Origin of the sequence: Rhodococcus sp. NPDC078407 (genome assembly GCF_044542515.1) — a bacterium.
GTDB lineage: Bacteria > Actinomycetota > Actinomycetes > Mycobacteriales > Mycobacteriaceae > Rhodococcoides.
The window spans coordinates 99,217-115,011 of the sequence record NZ_JBITUQ010000010.1; the positions used below are offsets into that span (position 1 = coordinate 99,217).

Sequence of the window (15,795 nt, forward strand, 5' to 3'; positions counted from 1 at the left end):
CCGGGTTTAGGCAGGAGTGGAGCCTGCAGGAACGACCCAACTAGGCTGCACGCATGTCTATCGACGCCGATGCGCAGCGGGATACCGGGCTGACCGAGGCGGACGTTGCCACCCTGAAGGCCGAAGGGAAGTCGAACGATGTTCCGGCCCGCGCTTCTCGGTCGGTTCGCGACATCGTCCGCGGCAACGTGTTCACCCGGATCAACGCGATTCTCGGTGTGCTGCTGATCATCGTGCTGTCGACCGGCTCGGTGATCGACGGCATGTTCGGGCTGTTGATCGTGGCGAACAGCGGCATCGGCATCATTCAGGAGATCCGAGCCAAGCGCACGTTGGATCGATTGGCCATCGTGGGGCAGAACAAACCCCAGGTGCGACGCGACGGCGTATCGCAACAGATCCCGCCCGACGAGGTCGTCCTCGGCGACGTGGTCGAACTGGGCCCCGGTGATCAGATCGTCGTCGACGGCGAGGTGATCGAAACGGCGAGCCTCGAGATCGACGAGTCGCTGCTCACCGGTGAAGCCGACACCGTGCACAAACTCGAAGCAGCGCAGGTGCTTTCGGGCAGTTTCGTGGTCTCGGGCAGTGGGGCTTACCGGGCCACCAAGGTGGGGCGCGACGCCTATGCCGCCAAACTCGCGGAGGAGGCCAGCAAGTTCACGTTGGTCAAGTCCGAGCTGCGTGCCGGTATCGACAAGATTCTGAAGTTCATCACGTACCTGATGATTCCGGCCGGTGCCCTGATCATCTACAACCAATTGTTCTCCAGCGGGCAGGCTTTGGGTCCGGCTCTGAACGGCATGGTGGCCGCGCTCGTCCCGATGGTCCCCGAGGGTCTGGTGTTGATGACCTCGATCGCGTTCGCGGTCGGTGTGATTCGGCTCGGTCAACGCCAGTGTCTGGTGCAGGAGCTGCCCGCGATCGAGGGCCTCGCCCGCGTCGATGTGGTGTGCGCCGACAAGACCGGCACGCTCACCGAGAACGGCATGCGACTGTCCGAGTTGGTGCTGATCGACGAGCGCGATGTCGATTCGGTCCCACAGGCTTTGGCATCTCTGGCGTACGACGATCCGCGGCCCAATGCCAGTGTGCAGGCCGTGGGCGAGGCGTATCCCGACGCGCCGGGGTGGACGCAGACCGCGGTGGCACCGTTCTCCTCGGCCAAGAAGTGGAGCGGTCTGTCGTACGGCGAACACGGCAACTGGCTGCTCGGTGCTCCGGATGTGTTGCTCGACCCGAGTTCGGAGACGGCTCGACGAGCCGAATCCGCCGGATCCCAGGGCTTGCGGGTGCTGCTGCTGGCGAGCTCCGACCACTCGGTCGACGACGTGAATGCACCCGGTGTCGTCACCCCGCGGGCGCTGGTGATTCTCGAGCAGAAGGTGCGCGAGGACGCCCGAGAGACGCTGGAGTACTTCGCTAGTCAACAGGTGCAGGTCAAGGTCATATCCGGGGACAACGCGGTGTCGGTCGGCGCGGTCGCCGGTTCACTCGGACTCCCCGGCGGTGATGCCCCCGTCGACGCGCGGGACCTGCCCGAAGATTCCGAGCACTTGGCCGACTCCCTGCAGAACTCGACGACGTTCGGACGTGTGCGGCCCGACCAGAAGCGGGCAATGGTGGGCGCGTTGCAATCGCGCGGCCACACGGTGGCGATGACCGGCGACGGCGTCAACGATGTGCTGGCTCTCAAGGACGCCGATATCGGGGTCTCGATGGGCTCGGGAAGTGCGGCGACGCGAGCCGTCGCGCAGATCGTGTTGTTGGACAACAAGTTCGCCACTCTGCCCTACGTCGTGGGGGAGGGGCGACGCGTCATCGGCAACATCGAGCGCGTGTCCAACCTGTTCCTGACCAAGACCGTCTATTCGGTGCTGCTGGCGTTTCTCATCGGACTCTCGGGTGTGCTGTCGCAGGTCTTCCACTTCGAGCCCATTCCGTATCCGTTCCTGCCGCGGCACGTGACGATCGCGGCGTGGTTCACCATCGGCATTCCGGCGTTCGTGCTCTCGCTCGCACCCAACAACGAGCGGGCGCGCAGCGGGTTCGTCTCGCGAGTGATGCGGCTGGCTGTTCCGTCCGGACTGATCGTCGGCTCGTGCACGTTCGTCTCCTACTTACTGGTCTACGCGGGCCCGAACGCTTCCGAGACTCAGGTGACGCAGGCCAGCACTACGGCGCTGATCACCCTGATCATGATCGCGCTGTGGGTGCTGGCCGTCGTCGCTCGGCCGTACAACTGGTGGAAGATCCTGTTGCTCGCCGGGTCGGTCGGCGGCTACCTGTTGCTGTTCGCAATCCCGTTCTGCCGCACGTTCTTCAAGCTCGATCCGTCCAACATCGGAGCGACCACCACGGCGTTGATCATCGGCGGCATCGGCATTGCCCTGGTCGAGGTGGCCCATCGTTTCGGATCGGTACTACGCAACCGGCAGTACAAAACGTAAGCTGCCCAGTGTTCGGTTGCACCCCGAGAGGTAGGAGTGAGTCATGGGCTTTGCAGACAATCTGAAGGGCATCGTCGACAAGGGCAAGGACCTTGCGGCCGAGAACTCGGACAAGATCGACGATGTCGTGGAGAAGGCCGGGGACTTCATCGACAACAAGACCGGCGGTAAGTACTCCGACCAGATCGACAAGGTTCAGGAAGCCGCCAAGAAAGCAATTCCGGACAAGTAGGGCGTATCGATCGTCCGACGCCCACAATCGTGCCGTCGGTCGCGCCATAGGGCACGGCTGACGGCACAATTGTCTCGGTGGACGGACCGATTCTTCTTCTCGTAGTCATCTTCGCAGTTGCCGTGTCCGGTTTCGCCAAGCGTCTGGACCTCCAGGTCCCGCTCGTGCTGGTCACCGTCGGTTCCATCGCGTCGTTCGTTCCCGGCGTGCCGCATGTCAGCCTGTCGCCCGAGTTGATACTCGGTGTGGTGCTGCCGCCGCTGTTGTACTCGGCTGCGCTCGATTTCTCGTTCGTCACCTTCCGGCGGAACCTCGGCCAGATCCTCCGGCTCGGCCTGGTCATGGTCATCGTGACCACTGTCGTCGTCGGCTGGTTCGCGAATCTGCTGATCCCCGAGCTGACCTTGGGAGCGGCCCTGGTGCTCGGTGCCGTGGTGGCCCCACCCGACGCGGTCTCCGCCATCGCTGTCGGCCGCAAGCTCGGCCTGCCCTCGAAGATGATGGCCATCCTCACCGGCGAGTCTCTGGTGAACGACGCGGCCGCCCTGACCCTGTTCACCCTGGCTGTGGCGTCGGTAACGGGTAGCCGCATCGAGCTGGGTTCGCCGGTGTTGTTCTTCGGCTACGAGATCGTCGGAGGCGTGCTCGTCGGTCTGGTCCTCGCGCGCATCGTCCGATTCGTGCGCAAGCACATCGCAGACTCGGCCCTCGAGACCGTGCTCGGTCTGGTCTTGCCGTTCGCGGCGTACCTCGCGGCCGAGGAGATTCACGCATCCGGTGTGCTTGCCGTTGTCACCGCCGGCTTCGTACTCGGCCGCATCACCGCCGACGTCTCGGTCTCCACTCGGGTCCAGGAACGGCAGGTGTGGCCGACGCTGGAGCTGCTGCTCGAGGCATTCGTGTTCGCCTACATGGGTTTGCAACTGAAGTTCGTCATCGAGGAGGTGCAACGCGAGGGGTTGCCGGTCCATCATGTCTTCGCATATGCCCTCGTGGTCCTGCTGGTGGTCATGTTCGTCCGTCCGGTCTGGATTTTTGCCAATTCCGGGCGAGACATGTTCTTTCGCAGGTTGTTTCGTCGACGAGCCCCGCGTGAGACCGGTCTGACCTGGCAACAGAATCTCGTGCTCTCCTGGGCCGGGATGCGCGGGGTGGTAACCCTTGCCGCGGCGGCCGGTGTGCCGTTGACGACAGTGGTGGGAGACGAATTCCCCGGTCGCGCAGTGATTCAGGCCGTGGCCTTCGTCGTTGCGGTCGGTACCTTGCTGTTCCAGGGGTTGACGCTTCCGCTGTTGATCCGCCGACTCGACGTCGCCGATCCACTCGAGCAGCAGCGCAACGACAATCAGCGTCTGCTCGCACAGGCCATCGCTCGCACGGCCGCCGAGGGGTACCTGCAACACGCAGCGAAGGAGGGCGTCGCCGGGGTGGACCGCGAGCGAGTGGCCGACGTGATCGAGCGTGTCCGCCGTTCCGTTCTCGCTCGCCTGACTGCCGACGAGACCGAGGAACGGGAGAAGCGAATTGCCGCGGCGGGAGCGTTGTTCGACTCGTTACGTCACAACGTCCTGGTCGCGCAACGAGCTGCACTCATCGCGGCCCGCGACTCGGGGGAGTTGGAGGACGAGGCACTGCGGGCAGTGTTGAATGGTTTGGACGTGGAAGAAATCGCGGCGCAGGCCCGCATCGCACGACGCAAGATGTAGCCGTCCGACGACAATCCAGGAGCGCAGAGAAGTGAGGTCGACCGGGCTGGTGGCGGCTGCGGCACTGGTGCTTGTGTTCGCCGGCTGCAGCACGCCGGTGGTGCCACCCGCCTCGTCCGGCCCGGCGGCCGTTTCTGCGCCCGAGGGGTCCGATCGCGGTGCGATCGTGACGGCGACAGAGCTGGGCCAGGTCGACGTCGGTGTCGCCTTCCTCGGTGCATCCGCAACGAAGATCGTCTATCGCACCACCGACGGGATCACCGGGGGCGGTACCGAAACATCGGGAACGGTGTTCGTGCCCAGGGGTTCTGCGCCTCCGGGCGGCTGGCCGATCGTATCGGTGGGGCACGGCACCACCGGCGTCACCGACGAATGCGCACCCTCGCTGTACCCGAATCTGTTGGGCACCATCGGATTGGTGACGCCGTTCCTCGAGCGCGGCACCGTGGTCGTGGTGACGGACTATCAGGGACTCGGGACGCCGGGAGATCCCGCATACCTCGACCCGGACGCTGCCGCCTACGACGTCATCGACGCGGTGCGTGCGGCGCGCACCGTGGTTCCCGACGTCGGAACCAGATGGGGCGCGGTCGGTACTTCTCAGGGCGGACAAGCAGTCTGGGCCGCAGCCGAACGGTCCACGGAGTACGGTGACGGCCTCCAGTTGATGGGAGCTGCGGCTCTCTCGCCGACGGCCGATCTGACTCGATTCTTCGCACCGGATACCGACCGCAACCTCGGGCGTCAACTGCTGATCCCGTTTCTGTACGAGGGTGTGCACGCAGTGCAACCGGCCGCCGAGCTCACCGACTACGTTCGCGGTACGTTCGCCGACAACGTGACCGCATTGACGGCGTGCAGCGATCTGCTGGGCTTCACCAAGGCCGACGCCGGAGCGGTCATCGCTCCTGCAGATGCAGGACCGGCCACCGCGGAAGCGGAGCAGCGGATGACCGACTGGCTCGAGTCCGTGACCGTGCCGACAACTCCCACGGGGGTACCGCTGCTCGTCCAGGTCGGTGAGCAGGACGACCTCGTCGACCCGGCATGGACCCGCGCTGCCGTGGACCGTGCCTGCGCGATGGGGGAGAACGTGGAACTCGTCGTGGACCAGGACCAGGGCCACGCGGATCTCGCTGCCAACGCGCCTGCCGTCGACTGGCTCGTCGAACGCTTTCTGAACGTACCGACCTCGGGCACGTGCGCGTGATGAGGTGCGCACGATGACCGGGGCGCTGGCCTGGCTTGCGGTGATCGTGGCGGTGATCGTCACGGTGATCGCGGTCATCAGCCTGCGTGGTCGACGCGATCTGACCACACCGGCCGAGCGGGCCGTCCATTCCACCCTGCACACCGCCTCCCTTGCTGCCAGGCCGCTGCGCGACGGTCTCGACGCCCGCTCGGCAACGGTCGCCGCGCCGCACCTACGGGTACTCACCGCGGCGGACGCGCTCGGCATCTGCGATCCCGACGGTTCCCTCCTGGCGTGGGACGGACCCTGGGACGAGCTGAGACCGGCGTTCGTGGAGGCGGCGAAACGGGCCGTCGACGGGCAACGTCGAGTGCTGGTGCGCTTGCCTCTCGGCTCGATCCATCCGGTGAAGGCGCTGGTGGCGCAGCCTTTGGTCGTCGACGATTCACCGGTGGTGGGTGTGCTGGGTGCCGCTCTGGTGACCGAGCCGGGGCCGGGCGTGCTCGGTGCCATCGCCGAGGTGGCGCGCTACGCCTGTGGGCAGATCGAACTCGCCGAACTCGATGCGTCGAGGGCTCGGCTGGACCGCGCCGAGGTTCGGGCGCTCCGGGCGCAGATCAGCCCGCACTTCATCTACAACGCGCTGGGCACGATTGCGTCGTTCGTCCGGACCGATCCCGATCGGGCCCGGGAACTGGTACTCGAGTTCGCCGATTTCACCCGGTACTCCTTCCGCAACGCGGGGGAATTCACCGTGCTCGCCGACGAACTGCGCAACATCGACCGGTACCTGACACTCGAACGCGCGCGGTTCGGTGATTCCCTGCAGGTCACTTTGCAGGTGGCACCCGAGGTACTCGGAGTGGCCCTGCCTTTTCTCGCATTGCAGCCGCTGGTCGAGAATGCCGTCCGGCACGGTCTTTCGGGCAAGGCCGACGGTGGCCGCGTGACGATCATCGCCGCCGACGAGGGTACCGACGCAGTGATCAGCATCGAGGACGACGGTGTGGGGATGGACCCCGAGGTATTGCGTTCGGGCAGCCTGCACACCGAGGACGCGGCCCATGTCGGGTTGGCCAACGTGGACGATCGGCTGCGGGCGGCCTTCGGAAACGATTACGGTCTCGTGGTGGACACCGCACCGGGCGCAGGCACCAAAGTGAGCATGCGCGTGCCGAAATTCAGGCCGGGGGTGCGAGCATGACGCAGGCCGGAACTGCGGGCGGACGCGGATTGGTGGTCCTCGCCGTCGACGACGAGCGCCCGGCACTGGACGAACTCGCCTTTCTGCTGCGTCGGCAGGACACCGTGGCCGAGGTCCACACCGCTCAGGACGCGACCACTGCCCTGCGACAGCTCAAGCAGACGACGGGACAGTCCGTCGTCGACGCCGTCTTCCTCGACATCAACATGCCCGGGCTCGACGGTCTCGAGCTGGCCGGCATTCTGTCGGCGTTCGCTCGGCCACCCGCCGTCGTGTTCGTCACCGCCCACGACGATCGGGCACTGGCCGCCTACGACCTGGGTGCCGTCGACTATCTGCTCAAACCACTGCGCGAGGATCGGCTGGCCGAGGCCGTTCGACGCGTCCTGGTGGCCCGTCGGCGACCGGAGCAGTCCACCGAACCCTCGGCCGACGAGGTCATCCCCGTCGAACTGGGTGGAACGACGACGTTGGTGCAGCGGTCCTCGGTCGCGTGGGTGGAAGCCGACGGCGACTACGCCAGATTGCACACCGCCACCGGTTCGCATCTGGTGCGGATACCGATCTCGGCTCTCGAAAGCCGTTGGGCCGAAGCCGGATTCCTGCGGGTGCACCGTTCGTATCTGGTCTCGCTGCGGCTGGTGACGGGGATCCGCAGCGTCGGTTCGGGTCTGGTGGTGTGCCTGCGCGGCAGCGGCGATCTGGCCGCCTGTGAGTTGCCGGTGAGCCGCAGGCATGCGAGGGAACTCAAGGACAGGCTGGTCCGCGGGCCGCTGCAATCGTGGTCGTCGCGATGATCGGGGGTGCGCGGTGAGCCAACCTCATCGGGAGCGCGTCGTACTCTCGCAACGTCGCGGCGCACGAATGGTGCGGACCCGCGTCGAAGTGCAGGAGCAAACCGAGGTGGGCGACGCCCTGGTCCGCAGCCTGGTTCGCGCGCAGCTGTTGCTGTCGGTCCGCCTCGCTGTGATGACGTTGTCGATTCTGTTCGCAATTCCGTTGCTGGGCATGCTGTTCGCGCGATTCGACGACGTCACGCCGTTCGGCATCGGCCTGCCGTGGTTGGTGCTCGGGGTGGCCGTCTATCCGTTGCTGTTCGGGGTCGGCTGGGCGTACGTGCGCCGGGCCGAGCGCAACGAGACGGAGTTCGTCGGCCTGGTCGAGGACTAGGCGCACGTGAACGAGTCCATTCCGATCGCGACGGTGATCGCACTGCTGGTGGCCGCCGTGGCCACGGTCGCCATCGGCATCTACGGAGTTCGGCTGGCCCGCACCACCTCCGACTTCCTGGTGGCCTCGCGTACCGTCGGGCCACGCTGGAACGCCGCCGCCATCAGCGGTGAATACCTTTCTGCCGCATCATTTCTCGGAGTTGCGGGGCTCATCGCCAAGTACGGGGCGGACGCGCTGTGGTACCCGGTCGGATTCACCGCCGGGTACCTGGGTCTGCTGCTGTTCGTCGCCGCGCCGTTGCGCAGGAGCGGCGCGTACACGGTGCCCGATTTCGTCGAGTTCAGGCTCGGCGCACCATGGTTGCGAACCGTGGCCATGCTCGTCGTCGTGGTGATCTGTGCGCTGTATCTGGTGCCTCAGTTCCAGGGTGCGGGTCTGACCCTGAACATTCTTCTCGGAGTGCCGGGCTGGGTCGGAGCACTGGCTGTCGGGCTCATCGTCATCGCCAACGTGGTCGGCGGCGGGATGCGCTCGATCACGTTCGTGCAGGCGTTCCAGTACTGGCTCAAGCTCACCGCGATCGCGATTCCGGCCCTGGTGCTGGCCGTGCACTTCTTCGCCGACGACCGTAGCGTCGGCAGTCCCGCCCCACCCACGGTGAGCGAACAGACCGTGGTCGACATCACCACCGATGTTCTCGTGCAAGTGGACTCGCCGATCGTCGTCTCGGTGGCGGGCACCCTGGACGAGCAGAGCGTCGACGGGCGCGTGAATCTCGACGCCGGCGAACACCGACTCGGGTCCGGCACACTACTGACCCTCGACGCAGGCTCTCCGGTTCCCGTGGTTGCGGGCGCGCCGACGACCGATCGGGCGTGGGCGATGCCCGGCGGGGGACTGGGCGGCGCGCATCCGCTGTATCAGGTGTATTCGCTGATCCTGGCCACGTTCCTCGGAACCTTGGGCCTGCCGCACGTGCTGGTGCGCTTCTACACCAACCCCGACGGGCGAGCCGCGCGACTGACCTCGCTGACCGTGCTGGCATTACTCGGCATGTTCTACTTGTTCCCCACGGTGCTCGGTGTCTTCGCCCGCCTGTACGTGCCGCAACTGCTGATCACCGGAGCGTCCGACGCAGCGGTACTGCTGCTTCCCGGCTCGGTGCTGTACGGAATTCCGGGCCAACTGCTCGCCGCACTCGTCGCCGCCGGTGCCATCGCAGCCTTCCTGTCCACCTCGTCCGGGCTGCTGGTCAGCATCGCCGGAGTGCTGAGTACCGATGTGCTCTCGGGCAAGGTCCGAGACTTCCGCGTCGCGGCCGTACTCGCCGGCGCGGTACCGCTCGCCCTGTCGATCGGCGTGGTCTCACTGGACCTCTCACGCACCGTCGGGCTCGTGTTCGCCGTCGCTGCGTCCACGCTGTGCCCGCTGCTGGTGCTCGGAATCTGGTGGCGCGGACTCACCGCAGCAGGAGCGGCAACCGGACTGTTCCTCGGCGGCGCGATCTCCCTTGTGGCCGCGTCGATCTCCGTCGTCACCCCCATCTCCGACGACATCCTGGGTGGATGGCCAGCCGCCATACTCGGCTATCCGGCCGCGGTCAGCGTTCCCGTCGCGTTCGCCGCGATGATCCTCGTCAGCCTGGCCACCCGACAGTCGGTGCCGTCGGACATCTCCCGCATCTTCGCTCGACTGCACCTCCCCGAAGGCTTGGACATGGGCAAGGACCGAGAGCGCGAACTGTAGCGAGCGTGGGCCGCTCAGCTGTAAATCTCGACCGTTCGTCGCACACACCCGCAGCCCATCGTGTGATCGGCACCACCTCCTGATTTTGTGACGTGACTCTCATTAATGTTCCGGTTCAGCCAGAGTCACATCTACTTCAGGAGTCCAAGGTGACCGCACCGGAAACCAATTCGCCACCGGACGCGCAAGCGTTCGTCGACATGCAGGCCAGTCCCGAGTTCCAGGAACTTCGGCGTCGCCTGCGTAGCTTCGTGTTCCCGATGGCCGGGTTTTTCCTGGTCTGGTACGTCCTCTACGTGCTGCTGAGCACCTACGCCGTGGACTTCATGTCCACCAAGGTGTGGGGCAACATCAACGTCGGACTCTTGCTCGGCCTCGGCCAGTTCGTCACGACGTTCGCCATCACCGGCATCTACGTGAAGTTCGCCAACCGTGAACTCGATCCTCGCGCCGCAGCCCTGCGCGCCGAGATGGAAGCCTCCCAGGGAGCGAAAAGCTGATGATTGGTCATTCCGCAGGCTCCACTCCCTCCGTGATAACACTCGCCCAGGCCGCCGACACCACCGTCGGTGAGCCCCTCGTCAACATCGCGATCTTCGGTGCGTTCGTTCTCGTGACGATGTTCGTCGTCATCCGCGCATCCAAGAAAAACGCGACCTCTGCGGATTTCTTCACCGCAGGTGGCGGCTTCTCCGGTCCGCAGAACGGCGTCGCCATCGCTGGCGACTACCTTTCGGCGGCAAGCTTTCTCGGTATCGCCGGTGCCATCGCCGTTTACGGCTACGACGGTTTCCTGTACTCCATCGGCTTCCTCGTCGCCTGGCTCGTCGCGCTGCTCCTCGTCGCCGAATTGCTCAGGAACACCGGCAAATTCACGATGGCCGACGTGCTGAGCTTCCGACTCAAGCAGGGTCCGGTTCGTACCGCGGCCGCGTTGTCCACCTTGACCGTCTCGCTGTTCTACCTGCTGGCTCAGATGGCAGGCGCCGGCGGACTCGTCGCACTGCTGCTCGACATCTCCGATCGCACCGGTCAGTCCATCGTGATCGCAGTCGTCGGCGTGCTGATGATTGCGTACGTGCTCATCGGCGGTATGAAGGGCACCACCTGGGTGCAGATCATCAAGGCCGTGCTGCTCATCACCGGCGCAGCATTCATGACCGTCCTCGTCCTCGCCAAGTTCGGCCTGAACTTCTCCGAACTGCTCGGCAGTGCACAGGCCATGGTGTCCGGATCGGCGAGCGATGCAGTGAACGCCCGCAACGTCATCGAGCCCGGTGCGCAGTACGGCGGCAGCGCCACCTCGAAGATCAACTTCCTCTCGCTCGGTCTTGCCCTCGTCCTCGGTACCGCGGGTCTGCCGCACGTGCTGATGCGCTTCTACACCGTGCCCACCGCCAAAGAAGCTCGTCGCAGCGTCGTCTGGGCCATCGCGCTCATCGGTGCGTTCTACCTCTTCACCCTCGTGCTCGGCTACGGAGCCGCCGCGATCGTCGGACCCGACCGCATCCTGGCCTCGGCCGGTGGTCAGAACTCCGCTGCTCCGCTGTTGGCCTTCGAGCTCGGTGGCGTGATTCTGCTCGGCATCATCTCGGCGGTCGCCTTCGCGACGATCCTCGCCGTGGTCGCCGGTTTGACCATCACCGCCTCGGCGTCGTTCGCTCACGACATCTACGGCAGCGTCATCAAGAAGGGCAAGGTGGACGACAAGAAGCAGGTCAAGGTCTCGCGCATCACCGCAGTCGTCATCGGTCTCCTGGCCATCGGCCTCGGCATTCTGGCGAACGGTCAGAACATCGCCTTCCTGGTGGCCCTCGCCTTCGCCGTCGCGGCGGCCGCGAACCTGCCGACCATCCTGTACTCGCTGTTCTGGCGTCGATTCACCACCACCGGCGCACTGTTCAGCATGTACGGCGGCCTGATCTCCACGATCGTGCTGATCGTCTTCTCCCCGGCCGTCTCCGGATCGGCGACGTCGATGATTCCCGGCTCGGACTTCGCCTGGTTCCCGCTGTCCAACCCCGGCATCGTGTCGATTCCGCTCGCATTCATCCTCGGCATCGTCGGAACGCTGATCTCGAAGGACACCGAGAGCACCGACAAGCAGGCCGAGATGGAGGTTCGCTCCCTCACCGGAATCGGTGCGGAGAAGGCCAGCGCGCACTAGTCGATCGCAGGTTTGTCCGAAAATGTCCGTGTGAGGAAGGCCTCACACGGACATTTTTCGTTCAGCGGTTACCATCCCTGCTGTGGCCAAGCTGAAGGTTTCCCTCGACGTCCCACTGACCCCCGAGCAGACGTGGGCGCATGCGTCCGATCTGTCCGGTTACGAGCAGTGGCTCTCCATCCACGAAGCGTGGCGCGGTGAGCTGCCCGATGAGCTGGCCGTCGGTACCACCCTGGACTCCATCGCCAGCGTGAAGGGCATGCGCAATCGAGTGTCGTGGAAGATCGAGTCCTACGATCCGCCCAAGAAGCTCGAGCTCAAGGGCAACGGCAAGGGCGGAGTCAAGATCGGCCTGAACCTGTCCGTGAAGTCCAAGGGTGACGGGTCCGAGATCACTATCGACGTCAATCTGGGCGGTGCGCCGCTGTTCGGGCCCATCGGGTCCGGCGTCGCGCGGGCACTCAAAGGCGACATCGAGAACTCGCTGAAGACGTTCGTCAAGATCTACGCCTGACGGTGTAGGAGTGCAGACGCATGCCCGGTAGACACAGTGTGCCGTCGTCCGCGACGGGCAGCAGAGGGTTCGCGAAGTACGTCGTCGTCGCCGTAGCCCTGCTTCTCGTGGTGGGCGGCGGAGTGTTCGTCGCGCAGAAGGCCTTCGGGTCCCCCTGCGGCGACCCCGCGTCCTACTCGCTGGCCGCGGACCCCGCCATCGCGCCGGTGCTGCAGAAGATCGTCGACGACACGTCCGCCGAGAACTTGGGCTGCGCTCGGATCGACGTGTCCGCGAGCGAGTCGGGGCAGGTATCGGCCGCGGTCGCCAAGGGTGCCGATGTTCCCTCTCTCTGGATTCCGGACTCGTCGTTGTGGGTCGGTAAGACCGTGCGGTCCACCGCGTCGCTGATCGACCTCGCGAGTCAGTCGGTGGCCAGCACTCCGGCCGTGCTCGCGGCCCGCAAGGACGAGGTGCCGTTCTTCGACACGTGGCTCACCGCGTTGAAACTCGAGGGTCTGCGCATCGGTAATCCGTTGGCCAACACCACCTCCGACGCGGCCATTCTGGGTGCGGTGGCCGAAGCCGGCTCCGACGAGAAGGCCCTCGACTCGGTGGGGACGGCACTGGTCCCCATCGCGCAGGCTCAGGCCGCCACCCGCGGTGAGGCGGACCCGACGGTTCGTCTCGACGACCTGGTCGCCGACGGCGGTGTCGCGGTGGTCTCCGAGCAGACCTACCTGGCGTACCAGGAAGAGAAGGACCTGGAGTTGGGCGCGACGGCACCGCCGACGGGCAGCATCTTCTTGAACTTCCCGTTGGCGGTGACCGAGCCCGAGGACGACCGGCACGAGGCCGCCAAGTCCGTCGGTACAGCGCTGACCGCAGCGATCGAATCGGAGCAGGGCCAGCAGGCGTTGTCCGACGCCGGGTTCCGCTCTGCGGACAATGCACCCCTGACATCCGATCGTGGGATCGGAGAAGTGACGCCCCTGACGATTGCCGATCAGCAGGCCGCCGAGTCGACGCTGAAGCAGTATCAGGCGTTGGCGCTTCCGTCGAGGGCGCTGGTGATGGAGGACGTCTCCGGCTCGATGAACTACAGCGCGGGTGCGAACTCGCGCATCGCCATGACGGTGCAGGCAAGTGAGACCGGCAATCGACTGTTCCCGGACAACGCATCGATGGGATTGTGGGCCTTCTCCATCGGACTCGGCGGCGGCGGTCAGGACTACCGGGAGCTGGCACCGATCCGGCAAATGGACGATGAGGTCGGCAACACCAGTCAGCGCGAGGTGCTGCTCCAGCAGATCCGAACCCTTCCATCGCTGGTCGGGGGTAATACCGGCCTCTACGACACTGCGTTGGCTGCGTTCCGCACCGTGCAGGAGGGATACGACCCGGATGCTGTCAACAGCGTCATCATTCTCACCGACGGGGCCAACGAGGACCCGGACAGCATCTCGCTCGACGAATTGTTGTCGACTCTGCGGGCCGAGCAGGACCCGTCCAGGCCGGTCGTCATCGTCACCATCGGAATCACCGATGATGCCGATGCCGGTGTGCTGCAGCAGATTTCGGCTGCCACCGGTGGTACGAGCTTCGTCGCTCGAAATCCGGCCGAAATTCCGAATGTCTTCGTCAATGCGCTGAGAAGCCGTTCCGGTCGCTGACGGGAGGGGCTATGCTGTCCGCCGCGTGCTCTTTGTCACTTCGGGCAGCGCGGGGTGACCGTGGCGCAAAGGCGGTTCGCGGGGATCGAGGTAGGGGGCGAAGTCGATGTCGGGACGTCACAGCGGTGGCAGTCGCGGGTCCAGTTCCGCCGTGGTGTGGGGCTCGGCTGCGCTCGCGGTAGTGGTGGTGGCGGCCGGCAGCTGGTTCGGCGTCCAGGCCGTCCGCGCATCCGGTGCGAATTCCTGCGAATCCGTGGACACCGTCTCGCTCGCGGTGGACTCCTCCATCGCCGAACCGGTGCAGCAGATCGTCTCCCAGGCCGGCGAGTTCGAACGCGGATGCGTGAACTTCGACATTCGGCCGGAACGTCCCACCGATACCGCGACGGAAATCGCGAGCTCCCGGAATCGCCCGGACCTGTGGATCCCGGATTCGACGCTGTGGCTGCTCAAGACTCTGCGCTCGACCGGTGTGCTACCCGAACTGGCCAAGACGTCCGTCGCGAACACGGTGCCCATCCTGGTATCGAAATCCGATGCCGTGCCGGTGACCGATACGTGGCTCGATGTATTGCAACTCCCCGGTCAGCGCATCGGTGATCCATTGACCAGTAGCGCGTCGAATGCAGCAATTCTCGGTGCGCTCGCCGAATCCGAGGTCGCGATCTCCGATGCCAAGGCCGTCTCCGCGGCTCTGGTGCCCATGGCGCAGGACTTCGGACGGATCGCCGACAAGCCACACGACGTCCCCGATCTTGTCGCCGAGGCGGCTGCCGACGGTGGTACCAGCGTGGCCACCGAGCAGGCGCTGCTCGCCTACGAGGCGGACAACCCGGGCTCGGAGCTCGTCGAATCCGTTCCGCCGACCGGCAGCTATTTCCTCAACTACCCGCTGGCGGTGACGGCACCGGCCGGACCGGACTACGACCGCGTCAAAGAAGCAGGAGCGGCGCTGTCGTCGGTGCTGGCCACCCAGTCTGCCGCCGATGCGCTCGTTGCGGCCGGCTTCCGAACTGCGAGTGGCACTCCGTTGCCCGACGGCAAGGGCGTCGGATCCGTGGCGTCGCTGGAAATCAAGAATCCACTGTCGATCGAGACGACATTGAGAGATTGGGCGGTGCTCGCACTGCCTCTGCGCACCCTCGTCGTCGAGGATGTCTCGGGTTCGATGGCCGCGAGATCGGGGGATTCGACTCGTATCGCGTTGACCGTCGATGCGTCGGTAGGTGCGAACTCGCTCTTCAGCGATCAGACGCAGATGGGCTTGTGGGCCTTCTCCATCGGACTCGGGGGTGGACAGCAGGATTACCGAGAACTGGTGCCGATGGGTAAGGCCGACGGTACGTTCGGCGGAAAATCGCAGCGCGACGCGATCCTCGATTCGATTCGGGGCCTGCCGGCCCTGGTTGGAGGTGGTACAGGGCTCTACGACACGACCCTGGCCGCCTTCCGGCGGGTCAAGGAAGGCTACGACCCGAACTACGTCAACAGTGTCATCATCCTGACCGACGGTGCCAACGAAGACGACGGCAGTATCACCCTCGACCAGCTGCTCGCAGCGCTGCAGAAAGAGCAAGATCCAGTGCGGCCCATCGTCATCATCACGGTCGGCGTCACCGGTGACGCAGATCCGGTTGCGTTGCAGCAAATTTCAGCGGTCACCGGTGGAACGAGCTACGTGGCCGAGGACCCGCGCGACATTCCCGAGGTGTTCGTCAAGGCACTGAACTCGCGTACCGAGCGCCTCGCAGGCGAGTAG

At 65.4% G+C, this 15,795-nt stretch carries 13 protein-coding genes; all 13 read left to right on the forward strand.

The window, feature by feature from the left end; genetic code table 11:
* Positions 1-53 precede the first annotated feature (53 nt).
* The 13 genes from ACIGGF_RS12760 to ACIGGF_RS12820 all read left to right on the forward strand — a co-directional run bounded on the left by ACIGGF_RS12760 (position 54) and on the right by ACIGGF_RS12820 (position 15,795).
* On the forward strand, positions 54-2,450 hold the full coding sequence (locus ACIGGF_RS12760; protein ID WP_397521679.1) for an HAD-IC family P-type ATPase: 2,397 nt from the start codon (positions 54-56) through the stop codon (positions 2,448-2,450).
* Between the two features lie 43 nt (positions 2,451-2,493).
* Positions 2,494-2,682 carry an antitoxin gene (locus ACIGGF_RS12765; RefSeq protein WP_032395803.1) on the forward strand — a complete coding sequence of 63 codons (189 nt, stop codon included), beginning with the start codon at positions 2,494-2,496 and terminating at the stop codon, positions 2,680-2,682.
* A gap of 77 nt (positions 2,683-2,759) precedes the next feature.
* Positions 2,760-4,388, forward strand: a complete 1,629-nt coding sequence (locus tag ACIGGF_RS12770) for a Na+/H+ antiporter (RefSeq protein ID WP_397521680.1) — start codon at positions 2,760-2,762, stop codon at positions 4,386-4,388.
* A gap of 31 nt (positions 4,389-4,419) precedes the next feature.
* Positions 4,420-5,598: a lipase family protein gene (locus ACIGGF_RS12775; RefSeq protein WP_397521681.1), complete on the forward strand. Its 1,179-nt coding sequence runs from the start codon at positions 4,420-4,422 to the stop codon at positions 5,596-5,598.
* 13 nt (positions 5,599-5,611) lie between these two features.
* On the forward strand, positions 5,612-6,784 hold the full coding sequence (locus ACIGGF_RS12780; RefSeq protein ID WP_397521682.1) for a sensor histidine kinase: 1,173 nt from the start codon (positions 5,612-5,614) through the stop codon (positions 6,782-6,784).
* Positions 6,781-7,581, forward strand: a complete 801-nt coding sequence (locus ACIGGF_RS12785) for a LytR/AlgR family response regulator transcription factor (RefSeq protein WP_397521683.1) — start codon at positions 6,781-6,783, stop codon at positions 7,579-7,581. The genes ACIGGF_RS12780 and ACIGGF_RS12785 overlap by 4 nt, the downstream gene beginning before the upstream one ends.
* Positions 7,582-7,648: 67 nt before the next feature.
* Entirely contained in the window at positions 7,649-7,954 is a 306-nt protein-coding gene (locus tag ACIGGF_RS12790; protein ID WP_397521742.1) for a hypothetical protein, read from the forward strand.
* 6 nt (positions 7,955-7,960) lie between these two features.
* On the forward strand, positions 7,961-9,703 hold the full coding sequence (locus ACIGGF_RS12795; protein ID WP_397521684.1) for a cation acetate symporter: 1,743 nt from the start codon (positions 7,961-7,963) through the stop codon (positions 9,701-9,703).
* A gap of 200 nt (positions 9,704-9,903) precedes the next feature.
* A complete protein-coding gene (locus tag ACIGGF_RS12800; RefSeq protein ID WP_397521743.1) occupies positions 9,904-10,203 on the forward strand; it encodes a DUF485 domain-containing protein in 300 nt (99 codons plus the stop codon).
* Positions 10,203-11,870: a cation acetate symporter gene (locus ACIGGF_RS12805; RefSeq protein WP_397521685.1), complete on the forward strand. Its 1,668-nt coding sequence runs from the start codon at positions 10,203-10,205 to the stop codon at positions 11,868-11,870. The genes ACIGGF_RS12800 and ACIGGF_RS12805 overlap by 1 nt, the downstream gene beginning before the upstream one ends.
* Before the next feature lie 82 nt (positions 11,871-11,952).
* Positions 11,953-12,384 carry an SRPBCC family protein gene (locus ACIGGF_RS12810; RefSeq protein ID WP_397521686.1) on the forward strand — a complete coding sequence of 144 codons (432 nt, stop codon included), beginning with the start codon at positions 11,953-11,955 and terminating at the stop codon, positions 12,382-12,384.
* A gap of 20 nt (positions 12,385-12,404) precedes the next feature.
* Entirely contained in the window at positions 12,405-14,036 is a 1,632-nt protein-coding gene (locus tag ACIGGF_RS12815; protein ID WP_397521687.1) for a substrate-binding domain-containing protein, read from the forward strand.
* A 106-nt stretch (positions 14,037-14,142) separates the two neighbouring features.
* Positions 14,143-15,795 (forward strand): substrate-binding domain-containing protein, encoded by a 1,653-nt coding sequence (locus ACIGGF_RS12820; protein ID WP_397521688.1) that lies wholly within the window; start codon positions 14,143-14,145, stop codon positions 15,793-15,795.